The organism is Streptomyces sp. SID3343 (genome assembly GCF_009865215.1).
Taxonomy (GTDB): Bacteria; Actinomycetota; Actinomycetes; order Streptomycetales; family Streptomycetaceae; genus Embleya.
The window spans coordinates 1-22,068 of record NZ_WWJX01001105.1 but is presented as its reverse complement, the minus strand read 5'-3'; the positions used below and the strand labels follow the sequence as shown (position 1 = coordinate 22,068).

General features: G+C 72.7%; 7 protein-coding genes. 3 read left to right on the top strand and 4 right to left on the bottom strand.

All coding sequences use genetic code 11. The annotated features are described in order from the left end of the window. From GT354_RS34495 to GT354_RS34480, 4 genes are all read right to left on the bottom strand, one after another. The coding region (locus tag GT354_RS34495; protein WP_161360306.1) for an ABC transporter ATP-binding protein at window positions 1–1,762 on the bottom strand (1,762 nt) is incomplete at its 3' end. Next, window positions 1,759–2,616 (bottom strand): ABC transporter permease, encoded by an 858-nt coding sequence (locus GT354_RS34490; RefSeq protein WP_346012314.1) that lies wholly within the window; start codon window positions 2,614–2,616, stop codon window positions 1,759–1,761. The genes GT354_RS34490 and GT354_RS34495, both read right to left, overlap by 4 nt. A 4-nt stretch (window positions 2,617–2,620) precedes the next feature. Beyond that, a complete protein-coding gene (locus tag GT354_RS34485; protein ID WP_161360304.1) occupies window positions 2,621–3,742 on the bottom strand; it encodes an ABC transporter permease in 1,122 nt (373 codons plus the stop codon). Further along, window positions 3,739–5,403, bottom strand: coding sequence for an ABC transporter substrate-binding protein (locus GT354_RS34480; RefSeq protein WP_161360303.1), 1,665 nt, complete (start codon window positions 5,401–5,403; stop codon window positions 3,739–3,741). Before GT354_RS34480 ends, GT354_RS34485 begins: the two co-directional genes overlap by 4 nt. Window positions 5,404–6,244: 841 nt before the next feature. On the opposite strand from GT354_RS34480, the gene GT354_RS34475 reads away from it, so the two are divergent. The 3 genes from GT354_RS34475 to GT354_RS34465 all read left to right on the top strand — a co-directional run. Beyond that, window positions 6,245–9,472 carry a LuxR family transcriptional regulator gene (locus tag GT354_RS34475; protein WP_161360302.1) on the top strand — a complete coding sequence of 1,076 codons (3,228 nt, stop codon included), beginning with the start codon at window positions 6,245–6,247 and terminating at the stop codon, window positions 9,470–9,472. A 203-nt stretch (window positions 9,473–9,675) separates the two neighbouring features. Further along, window positions 9,676–19,443 carry a type I polyketide synthase gene (locus GT354_RS34470; protein ID WP_202512627.1) on the top strand — a complete coding sequence of 3,256 codons (9,768 nt, stop codon included), beginning with the start codon at window positions 9,676–9,678 and terminating at the stop codon, window positions 19,441–19,443. Between the two features lie 319 nt (window positions 19,444–19,762). Continuing rightward, a partial coding sequence (locus GT354_RS34465) for a type I polyketide synthase (protein ID WP_161360301.1) occupies window positions 19,763–22,068 on the top strand: 2,306 nt, incomplete at its 3' end.

The following is a 22,068-nucleotide window of genomic DNA, read 5'->3' as shown; positions in this document are numbered from 1 at the left end:
TGAGCACGCCGACCCCGCCGCGCGCCGCTGCCGGCACCGCGGCCAGCAACTCCCTCGTGTACGGGGCCCGCGGGCTCGCGAAGACCTGCTCGGCGTCGCCGCTCTCGACGACCGCGCCGTCCTTCATCACCAGGATCCGATCGCTCACGTGCCGGATCACCCCGAGGTCGTGCGAGATGAACAACAACGCGAGACCGAGCTCGGCGCGCAGATCCGCGAGCAGGTCGAGGATCTGCGCCTGGATCGACACGTCGAGGGCGGAGACCGGCTCGTCGCACACGATCAGCTCGGGAGAGGGCGCCAGTGCCCGGGCGATGGCGACCCGCTGGCGCTGCCCGCCCGACATGTCGCGCGGCCGACGGTCGAGCAGATCGGCGGACAGGCCCACCAGACCCAGGAGTTCGGCCACCCGCGCCCGATGCGCCGCCCGGGTGCGCCGGGCGAACGGCCCACCCGGCAGGCCCGCCGCCGCGACCGCCTCGCCGAGAATGCGGGCCACCGGGTAGCGAGGGTCGAACGAGCCGAGCGGGTCCTGCTGCACCGCCTGGATCCGCCCGCGCGAGGGCCTGCGCACCGCCTCGGACACCCCGCTCCACGGCGCGTCCGCAAAGCGCACCGAACCCGTGTCGGGAACCTCCAGACCGAGCACGATCCGGGCCGCCGTGGTCTTCCCCGACCCGGACTCGCCGACCACCCCCAAGGTTTCGCCGGCACGCACCACGAACGACACGTCGCGCACCGCGTCGTGCCACGCGCCGTCCGGAGCCCGGAACCGCTTGCCGATCCCGGCCACCTCAAGCAGCACCTTGCCCACCGGAGCCGGCGTGGGCACGGGTTTGCGTGCGGCGGCGCCCGCGCTCAGCCGGGCCCCCTTGGCATGCGCCGAGGGCACGGCCGCGAGGAGCGCGCGGGTGTACTCGTGCCGCGGATCGGTCAATACCTCGCCCACCGGGCCCTGTTCGACGATCGAGCCGGCGTACATGACCGCGATGCGGTCGGCGAGTCGGGCCACCGCGGCGAGGTCGTGGCTGATCAGCAGGACCGCCGTGCCCTCGTCCTTGAGCCTGCCCAGCAGTGCGAGCACCTGCGCCTGCACGGTCACGTCGAGCGCGGTGGTCGGTTCGTCCGCGAGCAGCAACTCCGGGTCGGCGGCGAGCGCCGAGGCGATCAGGCCGCGTTGCCGCAGCCCACCGGACAACTGGTGCGGATACTGGCGGGCCCGGCGCGCCGGATCGGGGATGCCGACGTCGTCGAGGAGTTCGACGACGCGTTCGCCGATCCGGCCGCGAGGGACCACCCGATGCGTGCGCAGGGCTTCGGCGACCTCGGCACCCACGGTGCGCAGGGGATCCAGCGAGACCAGGGCATCCTGGAGTACCAGGCCGATCCGTCGACCCCGGATCGTGCGCCAGCGCGGTTCCGACAGCGACGTCAGGTCCGTGCCGTCGAAGCTCAACCGCCGGGCGCTCACCCGCGCGCCACCGCCGGTGAGACCGACCAGTGTGCGGGCCGTGACGCTCTTACCGGAGCCGGACTCACCGACGATCGCGAGGCATTCGCCGCGCGAGACGGTGAAGGACACGCCGCGTACCGCCGGTTCCCGCCCCGGAAAGGCCACGTCGAGCCCGTCCACGACCAACAGCGGGCCGCCCCGTGCCGCTTCGGTACGTGCCTCGCCCGGCTGCGTCGCCTCGACCCCTGCCTCGCTCGACCGGGTCGCGCCGGCCCGCGCGCGGTTCGGTTGCGCTGCCTCGACACTCATCGAGCGATCCCTCCGGCGAAACGGGTCCTGGCATGCCGGCCGGCGACGTTGACCGCGATCACCGCGCACGTGACGGCCGCACCCGGGAACACCCCGATCCACCACGCCGTCTCCAGGAAACCGCGGCCCTCCGAGAGCATCGCGCCCCACTCCGGGGACGGCGGCTGCGCGCCCAGGCCCAGGAAACTCAGCCCGGAGGCGTAGATGAGCGACGTACCGAAACCGACCGTGCCGAGCACGAGCAGCGGCCCGATCGCGTTGGGTAGTACGTGCCGCGCGATCAACACCGGGCGGCGCAGGCCGAGGCCGGTCGCGGCCTCCACGTAGCCCGAGCGGCGCACCACGAGCGCTTGCGCACGGACCAGGCGGGCGTACCCGGGCATCGCCGCGATCGCCACGGCGACCATCACGTTGACCGTGCCGCGCCCGAGCAGTGTGACCACGAACAGCGCGAGCAGCAACTCCGGTAGGGACAGCGATACATCGGCCAGGCGCATGCACACCTGGTCCGCGATCCGCCCGCCGAGCGCGGCGGCGAGGCCCCACAACGTCCCGCCGACGAGGGCGATGGCCGTCGCGCCCAGTCCGAGCAGCAGTGACGGGCGGGCGCCGTGCACGACCCGGGCGAACACGTCGCGCCCGAGCTGATCGGTGCCGAACCAGTGCTCGCCACTCGGACCTTGCAGCGCCGCGAGCGGATCGGTGTCGATCGGTGACGTGGCGGTGAACAGAGCGGGAAACAGGCCGATCAGTGCGAACAGCACGAGCAGGCCCGTCGCCACGGCCACGCTGGGCCGGATCGACCGGCGGCGAACGGATCCGACCGGTGTGTCGGCGGTCAGGGTGTGCGGCACGTGATCACCTCCCGCGCAGTCGTGGATCGATGACGGCATAGAGCACGTCGGTGAGTTGGGAGATGACCACGAAACACAGCGCGGCCAGCAGGACGACGCCCATCACGACCGGCATGTCCTTGGTGTTGACGGATTGCAGGGTCAGCGCGCCGATGCCGGGGCGGGCGAAGACCTTCTCGACCAGCACCGTCCCGCCGAGCAGGGTGCCGGTCAGCCACCCGGACAGCGTCAGCAGCGGGACCGCAGCGTGTCGGAACGCGTGGCGCACCCGCACGGCGGTGCGGCCGATCCCGCGCGCCCGCGCGGTCACCACGAACGGCTCGGCCAAAGCGCTGTCCAGACTCTCGCGCAGCACCTGCGCGAGCACCCCCGCGATCGGCAACGCGAGGGTGACCGCCGGCAGCACCAGCGTCTCGATCCCCTCCGACCCGGCCACCGGAAACCACCCGAGCCGGAACGAGAACACCGTCAACAGCACGATGCCCAGCCAAAACGACGGCGTCGAGACGGCGACCAACTCCCAGGCCCCGAGGACGGACCGCAGCACCGAGCGGCGGCCGGCCGTGGCCAACGCCGACACGACCGCGATGACCACAGCCAACCCGAGGGCGGCCAGCGCCAGTTGCGCGGTGGGCCAAAACTGCTCGCCGATCAGGGCGGAGACCGGCTGCCGCAGCTGGTACGACTCGCCGAGTCGGCCGTGCAACAGTTCGCCCAGGTAGTGCAGGTACTGACTCGACACCGGATCGTCGAACCCGTAGTCCGCGGCGATCTGTTCGCGTACCGCGGGCGAGGCCGTGGTCTGTGGGCCGAGCAGTGTGGCCACCGGATCGCCGGGAATCAGCTTGAGCCCGGCGAACGCGAGGGTGGCCGCGCCCAGCAGGACGAACCCCACCGCGAGTACGCGGACACCGACCGCCCGTGCGACACGCGCCCAGTCGATTCCGGGCTGCTCTTCGTCTCTCGGGCCGATGTCCGTCGCGTACGTCGTACCTGTCGTACCAGTCGCATCCGTCGCGCCGGTTGCCTCGGTTGCCTCGGTGGCGTCCACCGCCTCCGGTGGTTCGTCGGCCGACGCGGACGCCGGGCGCGCGTGCTCGGGCGCGCCCGGCCCTGCGGAGGTCATCGCCGAGTGCTCCACACGTCGTAGAACAACGGCCACGCGTTCGGGTCGAGCCGCAACCCGGCTACCTGTTTGCCGGACGCGAACAGCGTGGTCGCCGAGTACAGCGGGACCACTGCCGCGTGCTCGACCACCCACGCCTGGGTCTTCGCGTACAACGCGTCCCGAGTCGGTCGATCCAGGGTGGCCGCGGCGGCGTCGGTCCACTCGTCGATCTGCGGATCCTTGAGCCACGCCGCGTTCTGGCCGCCGGTGCTGGGCAGGTTGGCCGAGTTGAAGTAGAGCCGCAGCACGTCCGGTTCGAACCTGGCCCAACTCATGTCGAGCACGTCGTACTTGCCGGCGTAGGCGTTCGTGGTGAACGCCCCCAGGTCGAGCGCGGGGCGCTGGACGTCCACGCCGACCTTCTTCAGGTCGGACTGCACGGCCTGCGCCAGGATGTCGCGCTGCTCGCGCACCGCCGCCGGGGCGTTCGGCCAGGTCACGGTGAGCCGCTTGCCGCCCTTGGTTCGATACCCGTCACCGTCGCGGGCGGTCCAACCGGCCTCGTCGAGGAGCCGGTTCGCCAGTGCCGGATCGTAGGGCCAACTGTTCTCCAACGACGTGTCGTAGCCCGGGGTCGCCGAGCCGAGCGGACCCCACGCGCGCTTGTACTGGTCGAAATAGATCGACTGCACGTTGGGCCCGATGTTGATCCCGCGCTGCACCGCCTTGCGGACCCGCTCGTCGTCGAACGGCGAGCGGGTGGTGTTCAAAAACAGGCTGTACACAGCGCCCGCGAAATCGTGCCGCGAGATCCTGACGTCCGAACGCCCCTCCAGACCCTTGACGTTCACCGGCGGGATCGACCCCGCGATGTCCACCTGCCCGCTCGCGAACGCGCCCACCCGCACCGAGTCTTCCGGCAGGAAACGGTAGGTGAGCTTGTCCAGGTAGGCCGCGCCCTGGTGCTTGGCGCCGGCCGGGCCCCAGTTGTACGCCGGGTTGTTCGCCAGGACGAGGTCCTGGCCCTTGGTGTGCGACGCGAACTTGAACGGCCCGCTGCCCACCAGGTTCGACCCGCCGGCGCACAGCTTGTCCGCGTTCGCGGCCAGCGCCTGTGGGGAGTAGAAGCCGAGGTAGGCGGTACTCGCGGCCTGAAGGAACGGCGCGAAGGGCTTGGCGAACGACACCTTGACGGTGGCCGGGTCGATTACCTCGGTACCCGTGTACGGGCCCAACAGACTCGCCGCGTACTGCGATTTCGTGGTCTTGGCGGCGATGTGGTCGAAGTTGGCCTTGACCGCCGCGGCGTCGAAGGACGCGCCGTCGGTGAACTTCACGTCGGTGCGCAGCTTGAACGTGTAGCTCGTGAGGTCGGGCGCGGCCTCCCACGAAGTGGCCAGCCAAGGCGTGAAGTTGCCTTGGTCGTCCTCGGAGATCAGCGAGTCGAAGACGTTGCGCTGGATCGACGCGGTGATGTCCTGCGGGCTGACGTGGATGTCGAAGCACGTGGGTTCGGTGTTGACGGCGACGGTCAGCGCGCCGCCGCGCACCGGCGGACCGGCATCGGCCTCGGCGGCGGCGTTGTCGGTCTTCGAGGTGGACGTACAGGCGGACAGGACGAACGCGGCGGCGAGTGCCGCACCGACGGCTCTGGGTAGGCGGGGTCGGAAAACGCGCATGGTCGAGTCCTGTCGAGAGATGAGTACCGCGGAAGCCGGATCGGGAGAACGCGGACGGTGGCGCAGCCGGGCAGGGCGGAACGACCGCCGGCCGGCACACCAGGAAAGTAGTTGTGGGCTCCCTCGACGGAGCACCCCTAACGAACCCCTAGACACCCTGTACTTGCCGGCGCCGGCCTTCGACCGGAGCCGGCGACTTGTCACGGTTGCACGGGATTCGCCCGTGCATACGTGCTATGCCCGACAGTCCGGGTCGGTGGACAACCGCTCGGTGGTGTCTTCTTTCGCGCTACCTTCGTGTTGACGCGACGCGGACGGATTTCTAGACTGCCGAGCAGCTATCCAGTAAAGGGCCCGATCACCGTTTCGGGCTTTACTGTCGACGCTTTCTACTTTTTCGGAGACGGCCGTGCAAGGGACCCGAAGTGCGGGCGCGTCGCGACTCGCCCTGGTGTCCCGTCTCGACGTCGACCTCGCGCGCATGTCCAGCGGGCTCTGTCGCTGAACCGATCGCGGTAGGGATCGTTCGTCGGGAGCGAACGCCCGAGGGCGCCCACACCCTGCCCGGACGCGGGCCGGTGCGACGCCGAAGTCGAGCCGGCGCGATGGCGATGCCGGGCCGGAGTGGCGAAGCTTTCGGTTCGGGAACGAACGACCCCTTCGTGCTCCTCAGCCTCCGGAGTCCACGGGCGGGCCGGCACGTCCGGAGCCCCGGCGAAGTCCCGGCATCCGAAATGGCGCGCCTCGTTCCCGCCGGGTGACCGTGGATATCTCGCCGCGTCCGGCGATTCCGTGCTGTTCGCGTGCGGAAATACACATCAGAGTTTACGGCGAATTCAACATGCGGAAACGCGTTGATTTCCGCACGGGGGAGTGGCACGTGCTGTTCGTGGGGCGAACCGAGGAAATGGAACGACTGGATGCCGAGCGGGCCCGCTGCGCGAACGGCGGCGGCGCGGTGGTCACCGTCGGCGGGCCCGTGGCCGTCGGCAAGACCGCGCTCCTGCACGCCTTCGGCGACCGGGTCACGGAGCAAGGGGCGCTGTTGCTCAGAGCGGTCGGCACCCCGATGGAAGCGGATTTCCCGCTCGGCGTCGTGCGCCAACTCCTCCAGAGCGCACCGCTCGACGAAGACGACACCGGGAGAGTGGACCGGCTGCTGGACAACGGTGCCTACACCGCCGCCTTCAGCGGAACCGACGCGCTCGGCGCCCCGATGGTGCGCGCGGTCCACGAACTGTGCGCCGTCGTACTCGCCTTGGCCGAGAAGTCGCCCGTGGTCGTCGTGGTCGACGACATCCAACAGGCCGACTCGGTGTCGTTGCAGTTCGTCGCCCACCTGATCCGGCGCATCCGCACCGCCTCCGTGCTCGTGGTTCTCGGTGAACGCGAGCAGGCGGCGGCCGGCTCACCGGCGTTCGTCGCGTTCTCCGCCGATGTCGAGCGCCAACCCCGACACACCCGTCTGCGGCTCGGACTTCTCTCGCGTACCGCCGTCACGGCGCTGATCGCGGATCGGCTCGGGACGGGAGCGGCGGCGCGGCTCGGCGCGGACGTACACCAGGTCAGTGGCGGAAATCCCCTGCTGGTGAAGGCTTTACTGGACGATCTGGGACCGTCGGCTCGTTGGGAGTCGTCCCGGCGACCGGTGCGGGTGACGGTCGCGGACGCGTACTGCCGCGCCCTGGTCGGCTGCCTGTACCGGCTCGACCCGGCGGCGGCCGAGGTCGCCCGGGGCATGGCGATCCTGGGGGAATCCGAGTCCAGCCAGGGCCTGGCCGAGTTGCTCGACCTCGAACCCGCGACCGCCGTCAGGGCGGCCCGCGCGCTGAACGACGCGGGACTGGTCGCGTGCGGCCGGTTTCGCGACGACAGGGCTCGGATCGCCGTCCTGGACACGATGACCCGGCCGGACCGCGAGCGCGCCCACGGTCGGGCCGCCACGTTGCTGCACGTGGACGGCGCGGCATCCGAGTCGGTGGCCAAACACCTCGGCGCCGCCGGTGAGTTCCGGGCCCCGTGGGTGGTGCGCACACTGCGCGAGGCGGCGGAGGCGGTGGCGGCCGAGGGCGATCTGCGACTGGCCGTGGACTACCTCAAGCTCGCCGAACGAGTGGCCCCGGACGAGTGCTCGCGCGTATCGATCAAGGCGTTCCTGATCGGCCTGGAGTGGTTGGTCAACCCGGCCGCCGCCGCCCGACACGTGCCGTGGCTCGCCACCGCGGTACGCGACGGACGACTCAGCGGCCGCGACGCCCTCGTGTGCGTGCGGTACTTGGCCTGGTACGGGCGCCTGGACGAGGCCAAGGCCGTGATCGACGCCGGTTGGGGACCGTGCGCGTCGGGCGATGAGTCGGCGTGGGCCACCGCGGCCGAAATGCGATCCGCCAGAGTCTGGCTCAAATACTGGTATCCGGCGGCGGATACGACCCCGCCCGGGCACGGTACCCAGGTGTCGCCGCTGCCCGCGACGATCAGCCGCATCGAGGGCTTGGACCTGCTGACCGCCGTGCTCGGCGACCGGCTGAGCGGCAACGAGGTGTCGCATCGGGCCGAGCGGATCCTGCGCGGATCGCGCCTCGACGACACCACCGTCGAATCGCTCACGTCCACGCTCACCGCGCTGGTCTACGCCGACCGCGCCGCCGAGGCCCAGGACTGGTGCGTCGCGCTGCTCGACCAGGCCGCCGACCGGCGCAGCCCGATCGCGCACGCGCTGCTCGCCGCCGTGCTCGGCGAGATCGCGGTCCGCCAGGGTGACCTGCTCGGAGCCGAGGAACAGGGGCGGACCGCCCTGACCAGGATCCTGCCCGAGGGATGGGGGGTCGCGGTGGGCGTACCGCTCGCCGCGCGAATAACGTCGGCGGTGGCCCGAGGCGATCACGACGCGGCGGCCCGCCACCTCGAACTCCCCGTTCCCGGGGCGATGTTCCACACGCCCTCCGGCCTGCACTACCTGCACGCGTGCGGCCGATACAACCTGGCCACCGGCCGCGCGGACGCGGCGCTGCACGACTTCACGTCGTGCGGCGAGCTGATGACGGCCTGGGGCATCGATCTGCCGGGCATCGTGCCGTGGCGGGTCGAGGCAGCCCGCGCGCACCTCGCGCTCGGCAACGACGACGCGGCCAGGGCATTGCTCGACGAGCAGTTCGACCGACTCCGGCCCGGGCCGTCCCGAACACGCGGGCTGGCCCTGGCGGTCCGGGCCGCCGTGGTGGATCTGCGCCGCCGCCCGGCATTGCTGTGGCAGGCGATCCGGGAACTCCAGGCGTGCGGGGACCGGTTCGAGCTGTCCCGGGTCTACGCGTCACTGAGCCACGCGTACCGCGAGCTGGACGACTTCGGTCGGGCGCGGCGGGCGGCGCATCGGGCGGCACACCTGTCCGAGGTCTGCCGGGCCGAACCGTTGCAGGCGTTGCTGCGCACCGATCGGCTCTCGGCGGTACCGGACGGGGACCCGATGTTCGAGACGGACTCGGAGATGGAGACGAACTCCGAGGCCGGGGTGGGATCGGGGATCGGGATGGACTCGAAGCTCGGGACCGAGGTGGCGGCCGGGGCGAAGGCGGTGGCCGGCGTCGAGAGCGGGTCGGGTGTCGGCGAGGGGAGCCGGATGGACAGCGAGCGGAGCCGGATGGACACCGATCCGGCCCGCGGCCCCGGTTCGCTGCCGCCGAACGGTCGTCCGGTGCCCACGGGAACCGGCGGGCCACCCATGCCGGGCGCGCCCGCGATGGCTGCGATGTCCGCGAGTTCGGCGATGTCCACCGGTCCCGCGCCGTCCGGCGGCCCGACGATCGCGGCGAGTCGTGCGATGTCGGCGGCCCGGGTGGGGATGTCCGCCGCGAGCGCGGGCCCCGATGAACAGGCCACCGTGGAACTGAGCGACGCCGAACGTCGGGTCGCGGCGCTCGCGGCGCAGGGCCAGACCAACCGGGAGATCTCGCGTCGGCTGTTCGTGACCGTGAGCACCGTCGAGCAGCACCTGACCCGGGTGTATCGCAAGCTCGGCGTGGCTCGCCGGATGGATCTCCCGCCGTGGCTGGAGGAGGAGATCGCGGGCTGACCGACGCCGCCGGGTGCCTTTCGTAAAGCCCAGGTCAGGGGCTTCTCATCGGCGTGCGCGCGGCCTCGGCGAGGCCCGTCCCCTATGGGGTCGGTAGGGGATCGACAGGGGTTATCGCCCCGTGTTCGTACGGCGAATCTTGAGACTGTCCGGCGCACTTGGCGGCGGACGGGATCGGTTCGTTCGGTACGAGGCACGAGGCAATGAGGGGCGACGACTCCGCGATGATCAGCCGCGAGAACAGCACCACCACCCGTGACACCCACGGCACCGCGATCGCCGTCGTCGGACTGGCGTGCCGACTGCCGGGGGCCGCGAACCCGGCGGCGTTCTGGCGGCTGTTGCGCGAAGGCACCAGTGCCATCGGCGAACCGACCGCGGCGCGGCGGCACGGGGCCGAGCTGCGACCCGGCGGATATCTCGACCGCGTCGACGGGTTCGATGCCGCGTTCTTCGGCATCTCGCCACACGAGGCGGACGCGATGGACCCGCACCAGCGGCTCGTGCTCGAACTCGGGTGGGAGGCCGCCGAGGACGCCGGCCTCCTGCCCGCGGCACTTGCGGGCACCCGAGCCGGGGTGTTCGTCGGAGCGATCTCGAACGACTGGTCCACCGTGGTCCATCGACACGGCACCGACGCCGTCACCCGGCACACGTTCACCGGCGTCGCCCGCGGCCTGGTGGCGAACCGCCTCTCCTGGGCCCTGGATCTGCACGGGCCGAGCCTGACCGTGGACACCGCGCAGTCGTCGTCGCTCGTCGCGGTTCACCTCGCCTGCGAGAGCCTGCGTCGCGGCGAGTCCACCATCGCCTTCGCAGGCGGCGTGCACCTCAACCTCGCCCCCGAAAGCACCGTCGGCGCCGAGCGGTTCGGCGGGCTGTCGCCCGACCACCGCTCGTTCACCTTCGACGCCCGGGCCAACGGCTTCGTACGCGGTGAGGGCGGCGGCCTGGTGCTGCTCAAGCCGTTGGCCGCCGCGCTCGCGGACGGCGATCGGATCCACGGCGTCGTCCACGGCAGCGCGGTCGGCAACGACGGCGACACCGACGGCCTCACGGTGCCGGACGCCCGCGCGCAGGAGGACGTCGTGCGGCGGGCGGTCGCCCAGGCCGGGATCGGCGCCGAACGGATCCAGTACGTGGAACTGCACGGGACCGGGACGCGGGTGGGCGATCCGATCGAGGCGGCGGCGCTGGGCGCGGTGTTCGGGGCTGCGGGATCCGGCCGCACCGGTGCGGCTGCGGGCGACTTGGATTCGGGCGACTCGGATTCCGGCGGGAAGGTTCCCGGTGGTTCGGTCTCTGTCGGTTCTGCGAAGACGAACGTCGGTCACCTGGAGGGTGCGTCCGGGATCGTCGGGCTGCTCAAGACGCTTTTGGGTCTGCGACACCGGGAGTTGCCGCCGAGCCTGAACTACGCGACGCCCAACCCCTTGATCGACCTCGACGCGGCGGGATTGCGAGTGCAGGACACGCTCGGACCGTGGCCTCGGCCCGACGAGCCGCTGTTCGCCGGGGTGAGCTCGTTCGGAATGGGCGGGACGAACTGCCACGTGGTGGTGGGAGAGGGCCCCGTAACGGCCGATACCCCCTTCGTGGGGAGCGCGTTCACCGACGCGGCGGTGTCGGTGTGGCCGCTCTCCGCGAAGAACCCGCACGCGCTACGAGGGCAGGCCGAGCGGCTGCACGCGGCCGACCCGGTGGACCCCGCGGACGTCGCTCGCTCACTCGCGGTCGGTCGTACCGCCTTCGCGCATCGCGCGGTCCTGATCGGGGCGGGAGACGAATTGGTCGCCGCAGCCGGGGATTTCGCCGTCGCGAGTCCGGCCGCGGCCGCCGTCACCGGTGTCGCCACGGCGCATGCCCCGACCGTGTTCGTCTTCCCCGGCCAGGGCTCGCAATGGGCGGGCATGGCGGTCGAACTGCTCGACAGCTCGCCCGTGTTCGCGGCCCACCTCGACGCGTGCGCCGACGCGCTCGCAGCACACGTCGACTGGTCGCCGCGCGACGTCCTGCGCGACGTCGCGGGCGCGCCGTCCCTGGAGCGGGTGGACGTGGTTCAGCCCGTGCTGTTCGCGGTGATGGTGTCGCTGGCTCGGCTGTGGGAGGCGTTCGGGGTGCGCCCCGACGCGGTGATCGGCCACTCGCAGGGGGAGATCGCGGCCGCGCACATCGCAGGCGCACTGTCCCTGGAGGACGCCGCGCGGCTGGTCGCACGGCGCAGTCGGCTGCTCGCCGGTCTCGCGGTCGGTGGGGGCATGGCCTCGATCCCGTTGCCCGCCGCCGCCGTTCGGGCCCGCATCGCACGGCACGCCGATCTGATCGGCATCGCCGCCGTCAACGGACCGGCATCCACCGTCGTGTCCGGCGACCGGGACGCGCTGGACGAACTGCTCGCCGGATATCGCGCCGACGGCGTGGACGTGCGGGGCATTCCCGTCGACTACGCGTCGCACTCGCCCCACGTCGAGGCGCTGCGCGACGCGCTGGCCCGGGAGTTGACCGACCTCGCGAACACCGGCGGCGGCGCGGATACCGGCATCGCGTTCTACTCCACGGTCACCGGTGGCCTGCTCGACACCGCCGAGCTCGACGCCGACTACTGGTACCGCAACCTGCGCGGAACGGTGCGCTTCGAGGACGCGGTCCGGGCCGCGCTGGCCGACGGGGCACGCACGTTCGTCGAGTCGAGCCCGCATCCCGTACTCACCATGGGGCTCCGGCAGATCCTGGACGCGCACGCCGACGACGACACGCTCACGGTCGGCACGCTGCGCCGCGGGGACGGGGGACCGCGCCGGGTGCTGACCTCACTGGCGCAGGCGTACGTACACGGCGCGCCCGTCGACTGGACGGCCGCGCTGCCGGCCCGGGCCCGACGTACGGACCTGCCCACGTACGCCTTCCTGCGCACGCCGCACTGGATCGCCCGGTCACCGTCGGCCGCCGTCGCGCACGCGACCCCCGATGCCGGGTCGGGTCCGGTCGAGGTCGTCTCGACCCGCGACACCGGGCCGGCGCCGATCGGGGACGTCTCGGCCCCCGATCCGCTGGTTCTGGTCCGGGCCACGGCGGCGGCGGTGCTCGGCCACGCGAGCGCCGCCGCGGTCGACCCGGACACCACGTTCAAGGACCTCGGCTTCGATTCGGTCGGCGCGTTGGAGTTCCGGGACCGGCTCGCCGCCGCGAGCGCGACCCGGCTGCCGGCGTCGCTGACGTTCGACCACCCGACCCCCCGGGCCGTCGCGCGCAATCTGGCGGACCGCACGGCCGGCACCGTGCCCGCCGGAGCGGGCCGGCCCGGGGACCACCAGGCCCCGGCCGCGCGCGACGACGACCCGATCGTCATCGTCGCGGCCGCCGGCCGGTGGCCCGGCGGCGCGGACACCCCCGAGGCACTGTGGGACCTGCTCGCCGCCGGCACCGACGCGATCGGGGCGTTTCCGACCAACCGGGGCTGGGACCCGGAAGCGCTGTACGACCCCGAACTGACCCGACCGGGTACCTCCTACGTCCGCGCCGGCGGATTCCTCCACGACGCCGACACGTTCGACCCCGGGTTTTTCGGGATCAGTCCGCGCGAGGCCACCGCGATGGATCCGCAGCAGCGGTTGCTGTTGGAGACCGCGTGGGAGGTCGTCGAGCGGGCCCGGATCGCGCCGAGCACGCTGCGTGGCACCCGGGCCGGGGTGTTCGTCGGCGCCATGCCCCAGGACTACGGGCCCCGCCTGCACGAGGCGCCCGAGGGCTTCGAGGGACACCTGCTCACCGGTGGCCTGAGCAGCGTCGCGTCCGGGCGACTCGCCTACACCCTCGGCCTGGAGGGCCCGGCGCTGACCGTCGACACGGCCTGCTCGTCCTCGCTGGTGGCCCTGCACCTCGCCGCCCGCGCGATCCGGGCCGGCGAGTGCACGCTCGCGCTGGCCGGCGGCGTCACCGTGATGTCCACGCCCGGCATGTTCACCGAATTCAGCCGACAGCGCGGCCTCGCGCCCGACGGTCGGTGCAAACCTTTCTCGGACGCCGCCGACGGCACCGCGTGGGCCGAGGGAGCCGCGCTCGTACTGCTCGAACGTCTCTCCGACGCACGGCGGTTCGACCACCCCGTGCTCGCCGTGATCCGCGGCAGCGCGATCAACCAGGACGGCGCCGGCAACGGCCTCACCGCCCCCAACGGCACCGCCCAGCAACGGGTGATCCGCCAGGCCCTGGCCGACGCCCGGTTGACCCCCGCCGACATCGACGCGGTCGAGGCACACGGCACCGGCACCATGCTCGGCGACCCGATCGAGGCCGAGGCACTGCTCGCGACCTACGGCGTCGACCGCCCGGCCGAACGGCCGCTGCTCGTCGGCTCGGTCAAGTCCCACCTCGGCCACACCCAGGCCGCCGCCGGCGCCACCGGTGTGATCGCGGTGATCGAGGCGATGCGGCACGGCACCCTCCCGCGCACGCTGCACGTGGACACCCCGTCCCGGCACGTCGACTGGGATCGAGGCGGCCTGGCGGTGCTGACCGAGACCACCGCGTGGCCCGCGCACGAGGACCGGCCCCGGCGGGCCGCGGTGTCCTCCTTCGGGATCAGCGGCACCAACGCACACGTGATCCTGGAGGAGCCGCCGCTCGAACGGCCGTCGCTCGCCGCGGCGACGCCGAGCGCGGACACCGCCGGCCCATGGCTCGTATCGGCCGTCGGCGAAGAGGCGTTGCGGGAACAGGCGGGGAAGCTGCGCGGGCACGTCGTTGCCCGGCCGGACCTTGCGCTCGGCGACCTGGGCTTCGCCCTCGCCACCACGCGCGACCCCCTCACGCACCGCGCCGTCGTCACCGGGACCGGCCGCGACGACCTGCTGCGCGGACTCGACGCACTGGCCGACGGCCGCACCGCCGCCAACCTGACCGAGGGAGCGGTCCACCCCGGCGGCCCGCTGGCCGTGCTGTTCAGCGGGCAGGGCAGCCAACGTGCCGGCATGGGCCGCGAACTGTACGCCCGCGAACCGGTGTTCGCCCAAGCTCTCGACGAGGCGCTCGCGCACCTCGACGCCGGCCTCGGCCGTTCGCTCGGCGACCTGATGTTCGCCGATCCGGGCAGCGAGACCGCCGCGCTGCTCGACGCGACCGAGTACACCCAGCCCGCGCTGTTCGCGATCGAGACCGCGCTGTACCGGCTCGCGGAGTCGTACGGAGTGCGTGCCGATCACCTGATCGGCCACTCCATCGGTGAACTGACGGCCGCTCACATCGCGGGCGTGCTCTCTCTCGCAGACGCCGCGACCCTGGTGGTCGCGCGCGGTCGGCTGATGGGCGGCCTGCCCGCCACCGGCGCGATGGTCGCGCTCCAGGGCACCGAGGACGAGATCGCCGCGCTGATCACCGGACACGAGGCGCACGTCGCCGTCGCGGCGGTGAACAGTCCCGACTCGGTGGTGATCTCCGGGACCGCCGGGCTCGTCGACGAACTCGCGGGCCGGTGGCGCGAGACCGGCCGCAAGACCAAGCGACTCCAGGTCGCGCACGCCTTCCACGCACCGCACATGGACGCCGTGCTCGACGAGTTCCGGGCGATCGCGGCGAGCCTGGACTTCGCGGCGCCGCGCATCCCCGTCGTCTCCAACCTCACCGGTGACGTGGCGACCGCCGCCGAACTCGCCGACCCGAACTACTGGGTCCGGCACATTCGCGAGGCCGTGCGATTCCGCGACGGTGTACAGCGGCTTGCCGCGCTCGGCACCACGACCTACCTCGAACTCGGCCCCGACGCGGTACTGGCCGCCCTCGTCCACGCAAGCCTGACCGAACCCGCCGTGGTGGTGTCCGCGCTGCGCGGCGACCGACCCGAGCCGGCCACCTTCACCCGGGCCCTGGCCCGGCTGCACGTCACCGGCACCCCCGTCGACTGGACCCGCGCGTGGGTCGACCGCGACGTACGCCGGGTCGATCTGCCCACGTACGCGTTCCGGCGCCGCCGGTACTGGCTCGACACCCCGACTCGGGCCGCCGACATCAGCGCGTCCGGCGTCGACCGCGCCGACCACCCATTGCTCGGCGCGGCCGTCGAGCGGGCCGACGGCTCCGGCCTGGTGTGGACGGGCCTGCTGTCCACCCGCACCCACCCATGGCTCGCCGACCACGCCGTGCACGGCACGGTCCTGGTGCCCGGCACCGCGTTCGTCGACCTGGCGCTGTTCGCGGCGAACCACGTGAGCGCGGCGAGCCGCGCCCATACTGCGGGCCGCAGCGGCGGGGGCGAACTCGGCCCGAACACAATCGACGTGGTCGAGTACGGTTTGGGTGAACTCGTACTGGAAGCACCGCTCGTGCTGACCGACGACACCGCGGTACGCCTCGAACTCGCGGTCGGCGCACCGGAACCCGACGGCTCCCGGCCGGTGACCGTGTACGCACGCCGTGACGACATGCCGGAATGGACCAGGCACGCGGCCGGTCACCTGGTCGGCATCGGCGTCGGCCTCGGTGCCGAAGCCCGACCGGCCTCGGCCGCGTGGCCGCCGCCCGGCGCGAGTGCCGTCGCCGTCGACGACCTGTACGACCGGCTCGCCCGCGCCGGCTACGACTACGGGCCCACCTTCCGGGGCCTGCACGCCGCGTGGCGGCTCGGCGACGAAGTCTTCGCCGAGGTCGCGCTGCCCGACCCGGCCGACCCGGCCGAACATCGCGATCCGGTGGGCGAGAACGCGTATCGGATTCACCCGGCGCTGCTCGACGCCACGCTGCACGCGGTGGTCGGCCTGCTCCCCACAACGGACCCGAACACCGACCCCAACACCGACCCGAACAGCGTCCCGAACACCGACCCGAGCCCACCCACTCGGCTGCCGTTCGCGTGGAGCGGGGTCGGCGTACACGCGGCCGGCGCCGCCGAACTGCGCGTACACATCACACCGCTGGGCCCCGACACCGTCACGCTCAGCGCGACCGACGACGCCGGCCGGCCCGTCGTGACCATCGATCGGCTCACCCTGCGGGCGATCCCGACCGATCGCCTCGGGCCGCGACCGACCCCCGCCGACGACGCCTGGTATCGGGTCGACTGGCTTCCCCTGCCCGGTCCCGACGACCCGGTGACACCGGCGCGCTGGGCGGTGGTCGGCTCCGCTGCCGACGACCCGCTCGGGCTCGGCACGCACGTCGTATCGTCCGACGGACCCGTCTCGTTCCACCCCGACCTGGCCGCACTCGGCGCGGCCCCGGGGGATCGGCCGACGCACGTTCTGGTGCCCTTCGTATCGCCGCCCATCGACCCCGACCGCGTCGTCGCAACCACGCACGACGTCACCACGCGCGCCCTGGCCCTGCTGCGGCAGTGGCTCGGCGACACCCGCTTCGCCGGGGCCGAACTGGTCCTGGTGACCCGTCGGGCCGTCGCGACGCATGCCGGCGAGGATGTGCGGGACCTGACCGCGGCCCCGCTGTGGGGCCTGGTCCGCGGCGCAGCCGCCGAACACCCGGGCCGAGTCCGCATCCTCGACCTCGACGCGCACCCCGACTCGGTGGCGGCCGTGGTCGCCGCGTCGGCGACCAACGAACCGCAACTCGCGGTACGTGCCGGCGAGATCCACGTGCCGCGCGTGGTGCGGGCTCGGCCCGAGGACGTGCTCGAACCACCGGCCGATTCGCCCTGGCGACTCGACGTGACCGAGGCCGGCTCGATCGACAACGTCGCGCTGTTGCCCGCCCCCGAGGCGGCGGCGGCGCTCGCGCCCGGCGAGGTCCGGATCGCGGTGCGAGCGGCCGGACTCAACTTCCGTGACGTGCTGATCGCGCTGGGCGTCTACCCGGGTGCGGCTCGGATCGGCGCCGAAGGCGCGGGCACAGTGGTCGAGATCGGCACCGGCGTCACCCAACTCGCGGTGGGAGAGCGGGTGATGGGCATCCTTCCCGGAACCCTCGGCTCACACGCGGTCGTCGACCACCGACTGCTCACCCCGATCCCGACCGGCTGGACCTACGCCCAGGCTGCGACCGTGCCGGTGGCGTTCCTGACCGCCTACCACGGGCTCGCCGAACTCGCGGGCCTGCGCCGGGGCGAGAGCGTGCTGATCCACGCCGCGACCGGCGGCGTCGGTACCGCTGCGGTCCAACTGAGCCGACACCTGGGCGCCGACGTGTTCGGCACGGCCGGTCCGGCCAAGTGGCCGACGCTGCGCGGCCAGGGACTGGCCCCCGACCGGATCGCGTCGTCGCGCGACCTGGCCTTCGAGGGGCTGTTCCGTACCGCGACCCAGGACCGCGGCATCGACGTCGTGCTCAACTCGCTCGCCCGCGAGTTCACCGACGCGTCGCTGCGACTGCTCGCGCCCGCCGGCCGATTCGTCGAGATGGGCAAGACCGACCCACGCGACCCGGCCGCGGTCGCCGCCGCCCATCCGGGCGTCGACTACCGGGCGTTCGACCTGCTCACCCTCGACCCGGCACACATCGGCCGGATGCTGACCGCCCTCGCCCCGCTGTTCGCCGACGGGACACTGACCCCGCTGCCGGTCACCGCGTGGGACATCCGGCACGGTGCGCAGGCGCTGCGGCACCTCGGGCACGCTCGGCACACCGGGAAGCTGGTGCTGACCGTGCCGGCCGAGCACGGCCCGCTCGACCCGGCCGGTACCGTGCTGATCACCGGCGGTACCGGGGCGCTCGGAGCGCTCGCGGCGCGCCGACTGGTCACCCGGCACGGCGCCCGGCACCTGTTGCTCGTGGGCCGCTCGGGGCCGAACGCGCCGGGCGCGGCCGAGTTGCGCGACGAACTTCGCGAACTCGGCGCGACGGTAGGCATCGCCGCGTGCGACGTCACCGACCGAACCGCACTGGCCGAACTCCTCTCCCACATCCCCGCCGAGCACCCGCTCACCGCCGTCGTGCACACCGCCGGTATCGTCGCCGACGGCGCGCTGACCTCGGTCGACGCGGAGCGACTCGGCTCGGTGCTGCGGCCCAAGGTCGACGCGGCCTGGAACCTGCACACGCTCACCCGAGACCTCGACCTCACCGCGTTCGTGCTGTACTCGTCGGCGGTCGGCGTCCTCGGCAATCCGGGACAATCCGCGTACGCCGCTGCCAATACCTTCCTGGACGCCCTCGCCCAACACCGCCGCAGCCACGGTCTGGCCGCCACCTCGGTGGCCTGGGGCCACTGGGCCGAGGCAGGCGGCCTGGCCGCCCACCTCACCGACGTCGACCGACGCCGGATGGCGGGCAGCGGCCTGGCCCCGATGAGCACGGACACCGGACTCGACCTGCTCGGGCGGGCATTGGACACCCCGCTGCCGACCCCGATCGCGGCCCGGATCGACACCCGGGCGCTGCGGCCCGACGCCGGCGGCGATCTCCTCTCGGGCCTGATCCGGGCCGGATCCGGATCCACCCGGGCCCGGACCGGCTCGCCGCGACCGCCGGTCAGAGGAAGGAAGGCGGCGGCAACCGTGCGGGACCGGCTCGCCGGCCTGCCCGCCGACGACCAACTGCGCGAACTCGTCCTGTTCGTCCGCCTCACCGCGGCGGCCGTCCTCGGGCACGAGGGGCCGGCGGCGATCCGGCCGGAACGAGGTTTTCTGGAGGCCGAGTTCGACTCGCTGGGGGCGATCGAGCTGCGCAACCGGATCAACGCCGAAGCGGGCCTCGACCTGCCGTCGACGCTCGTCTTCGACCACCCGACGCCACTCGCGCTGGGCACGCACCTGCGGGAACTTCTGTTCACCACCGACCCGGCCGCCGTCACCCGTTCGCTGCTCGCCGAACTCGACCGCTGGCAAATCTCGTTGGACGGCCTGATAGCCGGCGGAGGGGTCGCCGACGCGGCCTTCCGCGACGGCGTGGCCGCACGCCTGCACGGACTCCTCGGCCGGATCGGCGCGGCCGACGTGGTCGACGAACTCCCCGGCGTGGTGGCGGACCTGGAAGCGCGGTCCGACGACGAGCTCTTCGACTTCATCGACAACGAACTCGGCATCTCCTGACATGGCCACCGAGGCCCCGCCGGCTCGGTCGACGCACGCCGCCTCCCTGACGCACGCCGCCTCCCCGACGCATGCCGCGCACTCCCGAAGCCCTGACCCTCCCGGCCCCGAATCCCCGAGCCCCGACTGCCCGAGCCCCGAATCCCCGAGCCCCGACTGCCCGAGCCGCGCGCGTCGCCCGAGTGCTACGGCCTACCCGAGCCGCGCGTACCCCCCGAGCCTCACGACCACCCCGAGCCCCACGCAACACCCGAGTCCCACGCATGCCCCGAGCCGCACGATCGCGGCGAACCCGCCGCACGGAAAAGGCTGATACCCCATGGCGAACGAAGAGAAGCTTCGTGACTACCTCACCCGCGTGACCGCCGACCTGCACCAGGCCCGGCGTCGGCTGCGCGAGACCGAGGAAGCCCGCAACGAGCCGATCGCCGTGGTCGGGATCGGTTGCCGACTCCCCGGGGGCGTGCGCTCGGCGAGGGACCTGTGGGACCTGGTGGACGAGGGCCGCGACGCGATCGGCGGCTTCCCCACCGATCGCGGCTGGGACCTGGACGGGTTGTACGACGCGGACCCGGACGCGGTCGGCAAGACCTACACGCGCCAGGGTGGATTCCTGCACGACGCGGGCGACTTCGACGCACGCTTCTTCGGTGTCTCGCCCCGCGAGGCGCTCGCGGCCGACCCGCAGCAACGGCTGCTCCTGGAAACCGCCTGGGAGGCCCTGGAGGACGCCGGGATCGACCCCACGGTCGTCCGCGGCTCCGCCACCGGCGTGTTCGCCGGGGTGATCGCCCAGGAGTACACACCGCGCCTGTACAAGACCACGCCCGACCGGCTCGACGGCTACGTCCTGACCGGCAGCACCACGAGTGTCGCGTCCGGCCGGATCTCCTACACGTTCGGCCTCGAGGGCCCGGCGGTGACGGTGGACACCGCGTGCTCGTCGTCGCTGGTCGCACTGCACCTCGCGGCGCAGTCGCTGCGCCTGGGCGAATGCGACCTCGCGCTCGCGGGCGGTGCCACCGTGATGGCCTCGCCCGGCATGTTCGTCGAGTTCGCCCGGCAACGCGGCCTGTCGGCCGACGGCCGTTGCAAGGCGTTCGCCGGCGCGGCGGACGGCACGGGTTGGGCGGAGGGCGTGGGCCTGCTCGTCCTCGAACGGCTCTCCGACGCCCGCAAGGCCGGGCACGACGTGCTCGCCGTGATCCGGGGCAGCGCCGTCAACCAGGACGGCACCAGCAGTCAGTTGACCGCGCCGAACGGCCCGTCGCAGCAGCGGGTGATCCGTCAAGCCCTCGCGAACGCCGGGCTGACCACCGCCGATGTGGACGTGGTCGAGGCACACGGAACGGGAACCCGGCTCGGCGACCCGATCGAGGCGCAGGCACTGCTCGCGACCTACGGTCGGGACCGCCCGGCCGAACAGCCGCTGTGGTTGGGCTCGTTGAAGTCCAACATCGGCCACGCCCAGGCCGCCGCCGGTGTCGCGGGCGTGATCAAGATGATCCAGGCCCTGCGCCACGGGGTGCTGCCCAAGACCCTGCACGTGGACGAGCCGACCACACACGTGAATTGGTCCTCCGGCGGCGTACGGCTGCTGACCGAGGCCCGACCGTGGCCGATCTCGGCCGGCCCGCGCCGCGCCGCGGTGTCCGCGTTCGGGGTGAGCGGGACCAACGCGCACGTGATCCTCGAACTCCCGGACGACGAGGACGCGCCGGCGCCGCGTCCGGACGCTCCGCAGCCGGCGTCGATCCCTTGGGTGCTGTCGGCCAAGACCCCGGAGGCGCTGCGCGCGCAGGCCGCGAGGTTGACCGACGCGTTCGACACCGACCCGACGCTCGAAGCGGCGGACGTGGGCTGGTCGTTGGTGTCCTCACGCGCCGTGTTCGGGGACCGCGCGGTGGTCGTGGGCACGGATCGGGACGATCTGATCGCCGCTCTCGCCGCCGTCGCGCGCGGCGAGGGCGCGGTGGGCGTGGTGTCCGGCCCGGCGCCCGAGGGAGCGTTGGGCCGAACCGTGTTCGTGTTCCCCGGCCAGGGCTCGCAATGGGTGGGCATGGCCGCGGAACTGTACGAACAGTCGCCGGTGTTCGCGGAGCGGTTCACCGAATGCGCGAAGGCCCTCGAACCGCACGTCGACTGGTCGCCCACGGACGTTCTGACCGGCGTCGCGGACGCACCCTCGTTGGACCGCGTGGACGTCGTGCAGCCGCTGCTGTGGGCGGTGTTGGTCTCCCTGGCCGAGGTGTGGCGGTCCTACGGAGTCGTCCCGGACGCCCTGGTCGGCCACTCGCAGGGCGAGATCGCCGCCGCGGTCGTCGCGGGCGGGCTCTCCCCCGAGGACGGCGCCGCGGTGGTGGCGTTGCGCAGTCGGGCGATCGTGGCCCTGTCGGGGCATGGCGGGATGGCGTCGGTGGCCGAGCCGGTCGCGGCGGTGCGCGAGCGGATCGCCGCGTGGGGTGGTCGGGTCTCGGTCGCCGCGGTGAACGGCCCGGGGCAGGTCGTGGTGTCCGGTGAGCCGGATGCGTTGGCCGAGTTGGTCGCGCAGGCGACCGCGGACGACGTTCGGGCCCGGTTGATCCCGGTGGACTACGCGTCGCATTCGGCGCAGGTCGAGGAGAT

Coding starts and splice junctions, on each gene's coding strand:
- GT354_RS34485 (WP_161360304.1), bottom strand. CDS start 3,742: ATGACCTCCGCAGGGCCGGGCGCGCCCGAGCACGCGCGCCCGGCGTCC.
- GT354_RS34470 (WP_202512627.1), top strand. CDS start 9,676: ATGAGGGGCGACGACTCCGCGATGATCAGCCGCGAGAACAGCACCACC.
- GT354_RS34480 (WP_161360303.1), bottom strand. CDS start 5,403: ATGCGCGTTTTCCGACCCCGCCTACCCAGAGCCGTCGGTGCGGCACTC.
- GT354_RS34475 (WP_161360302.1), top strand. CDS start 6,245: ATGCGGAAACGCGTTGATTTCCGCACGGGGGAGTGGCACGTGCTGTTC.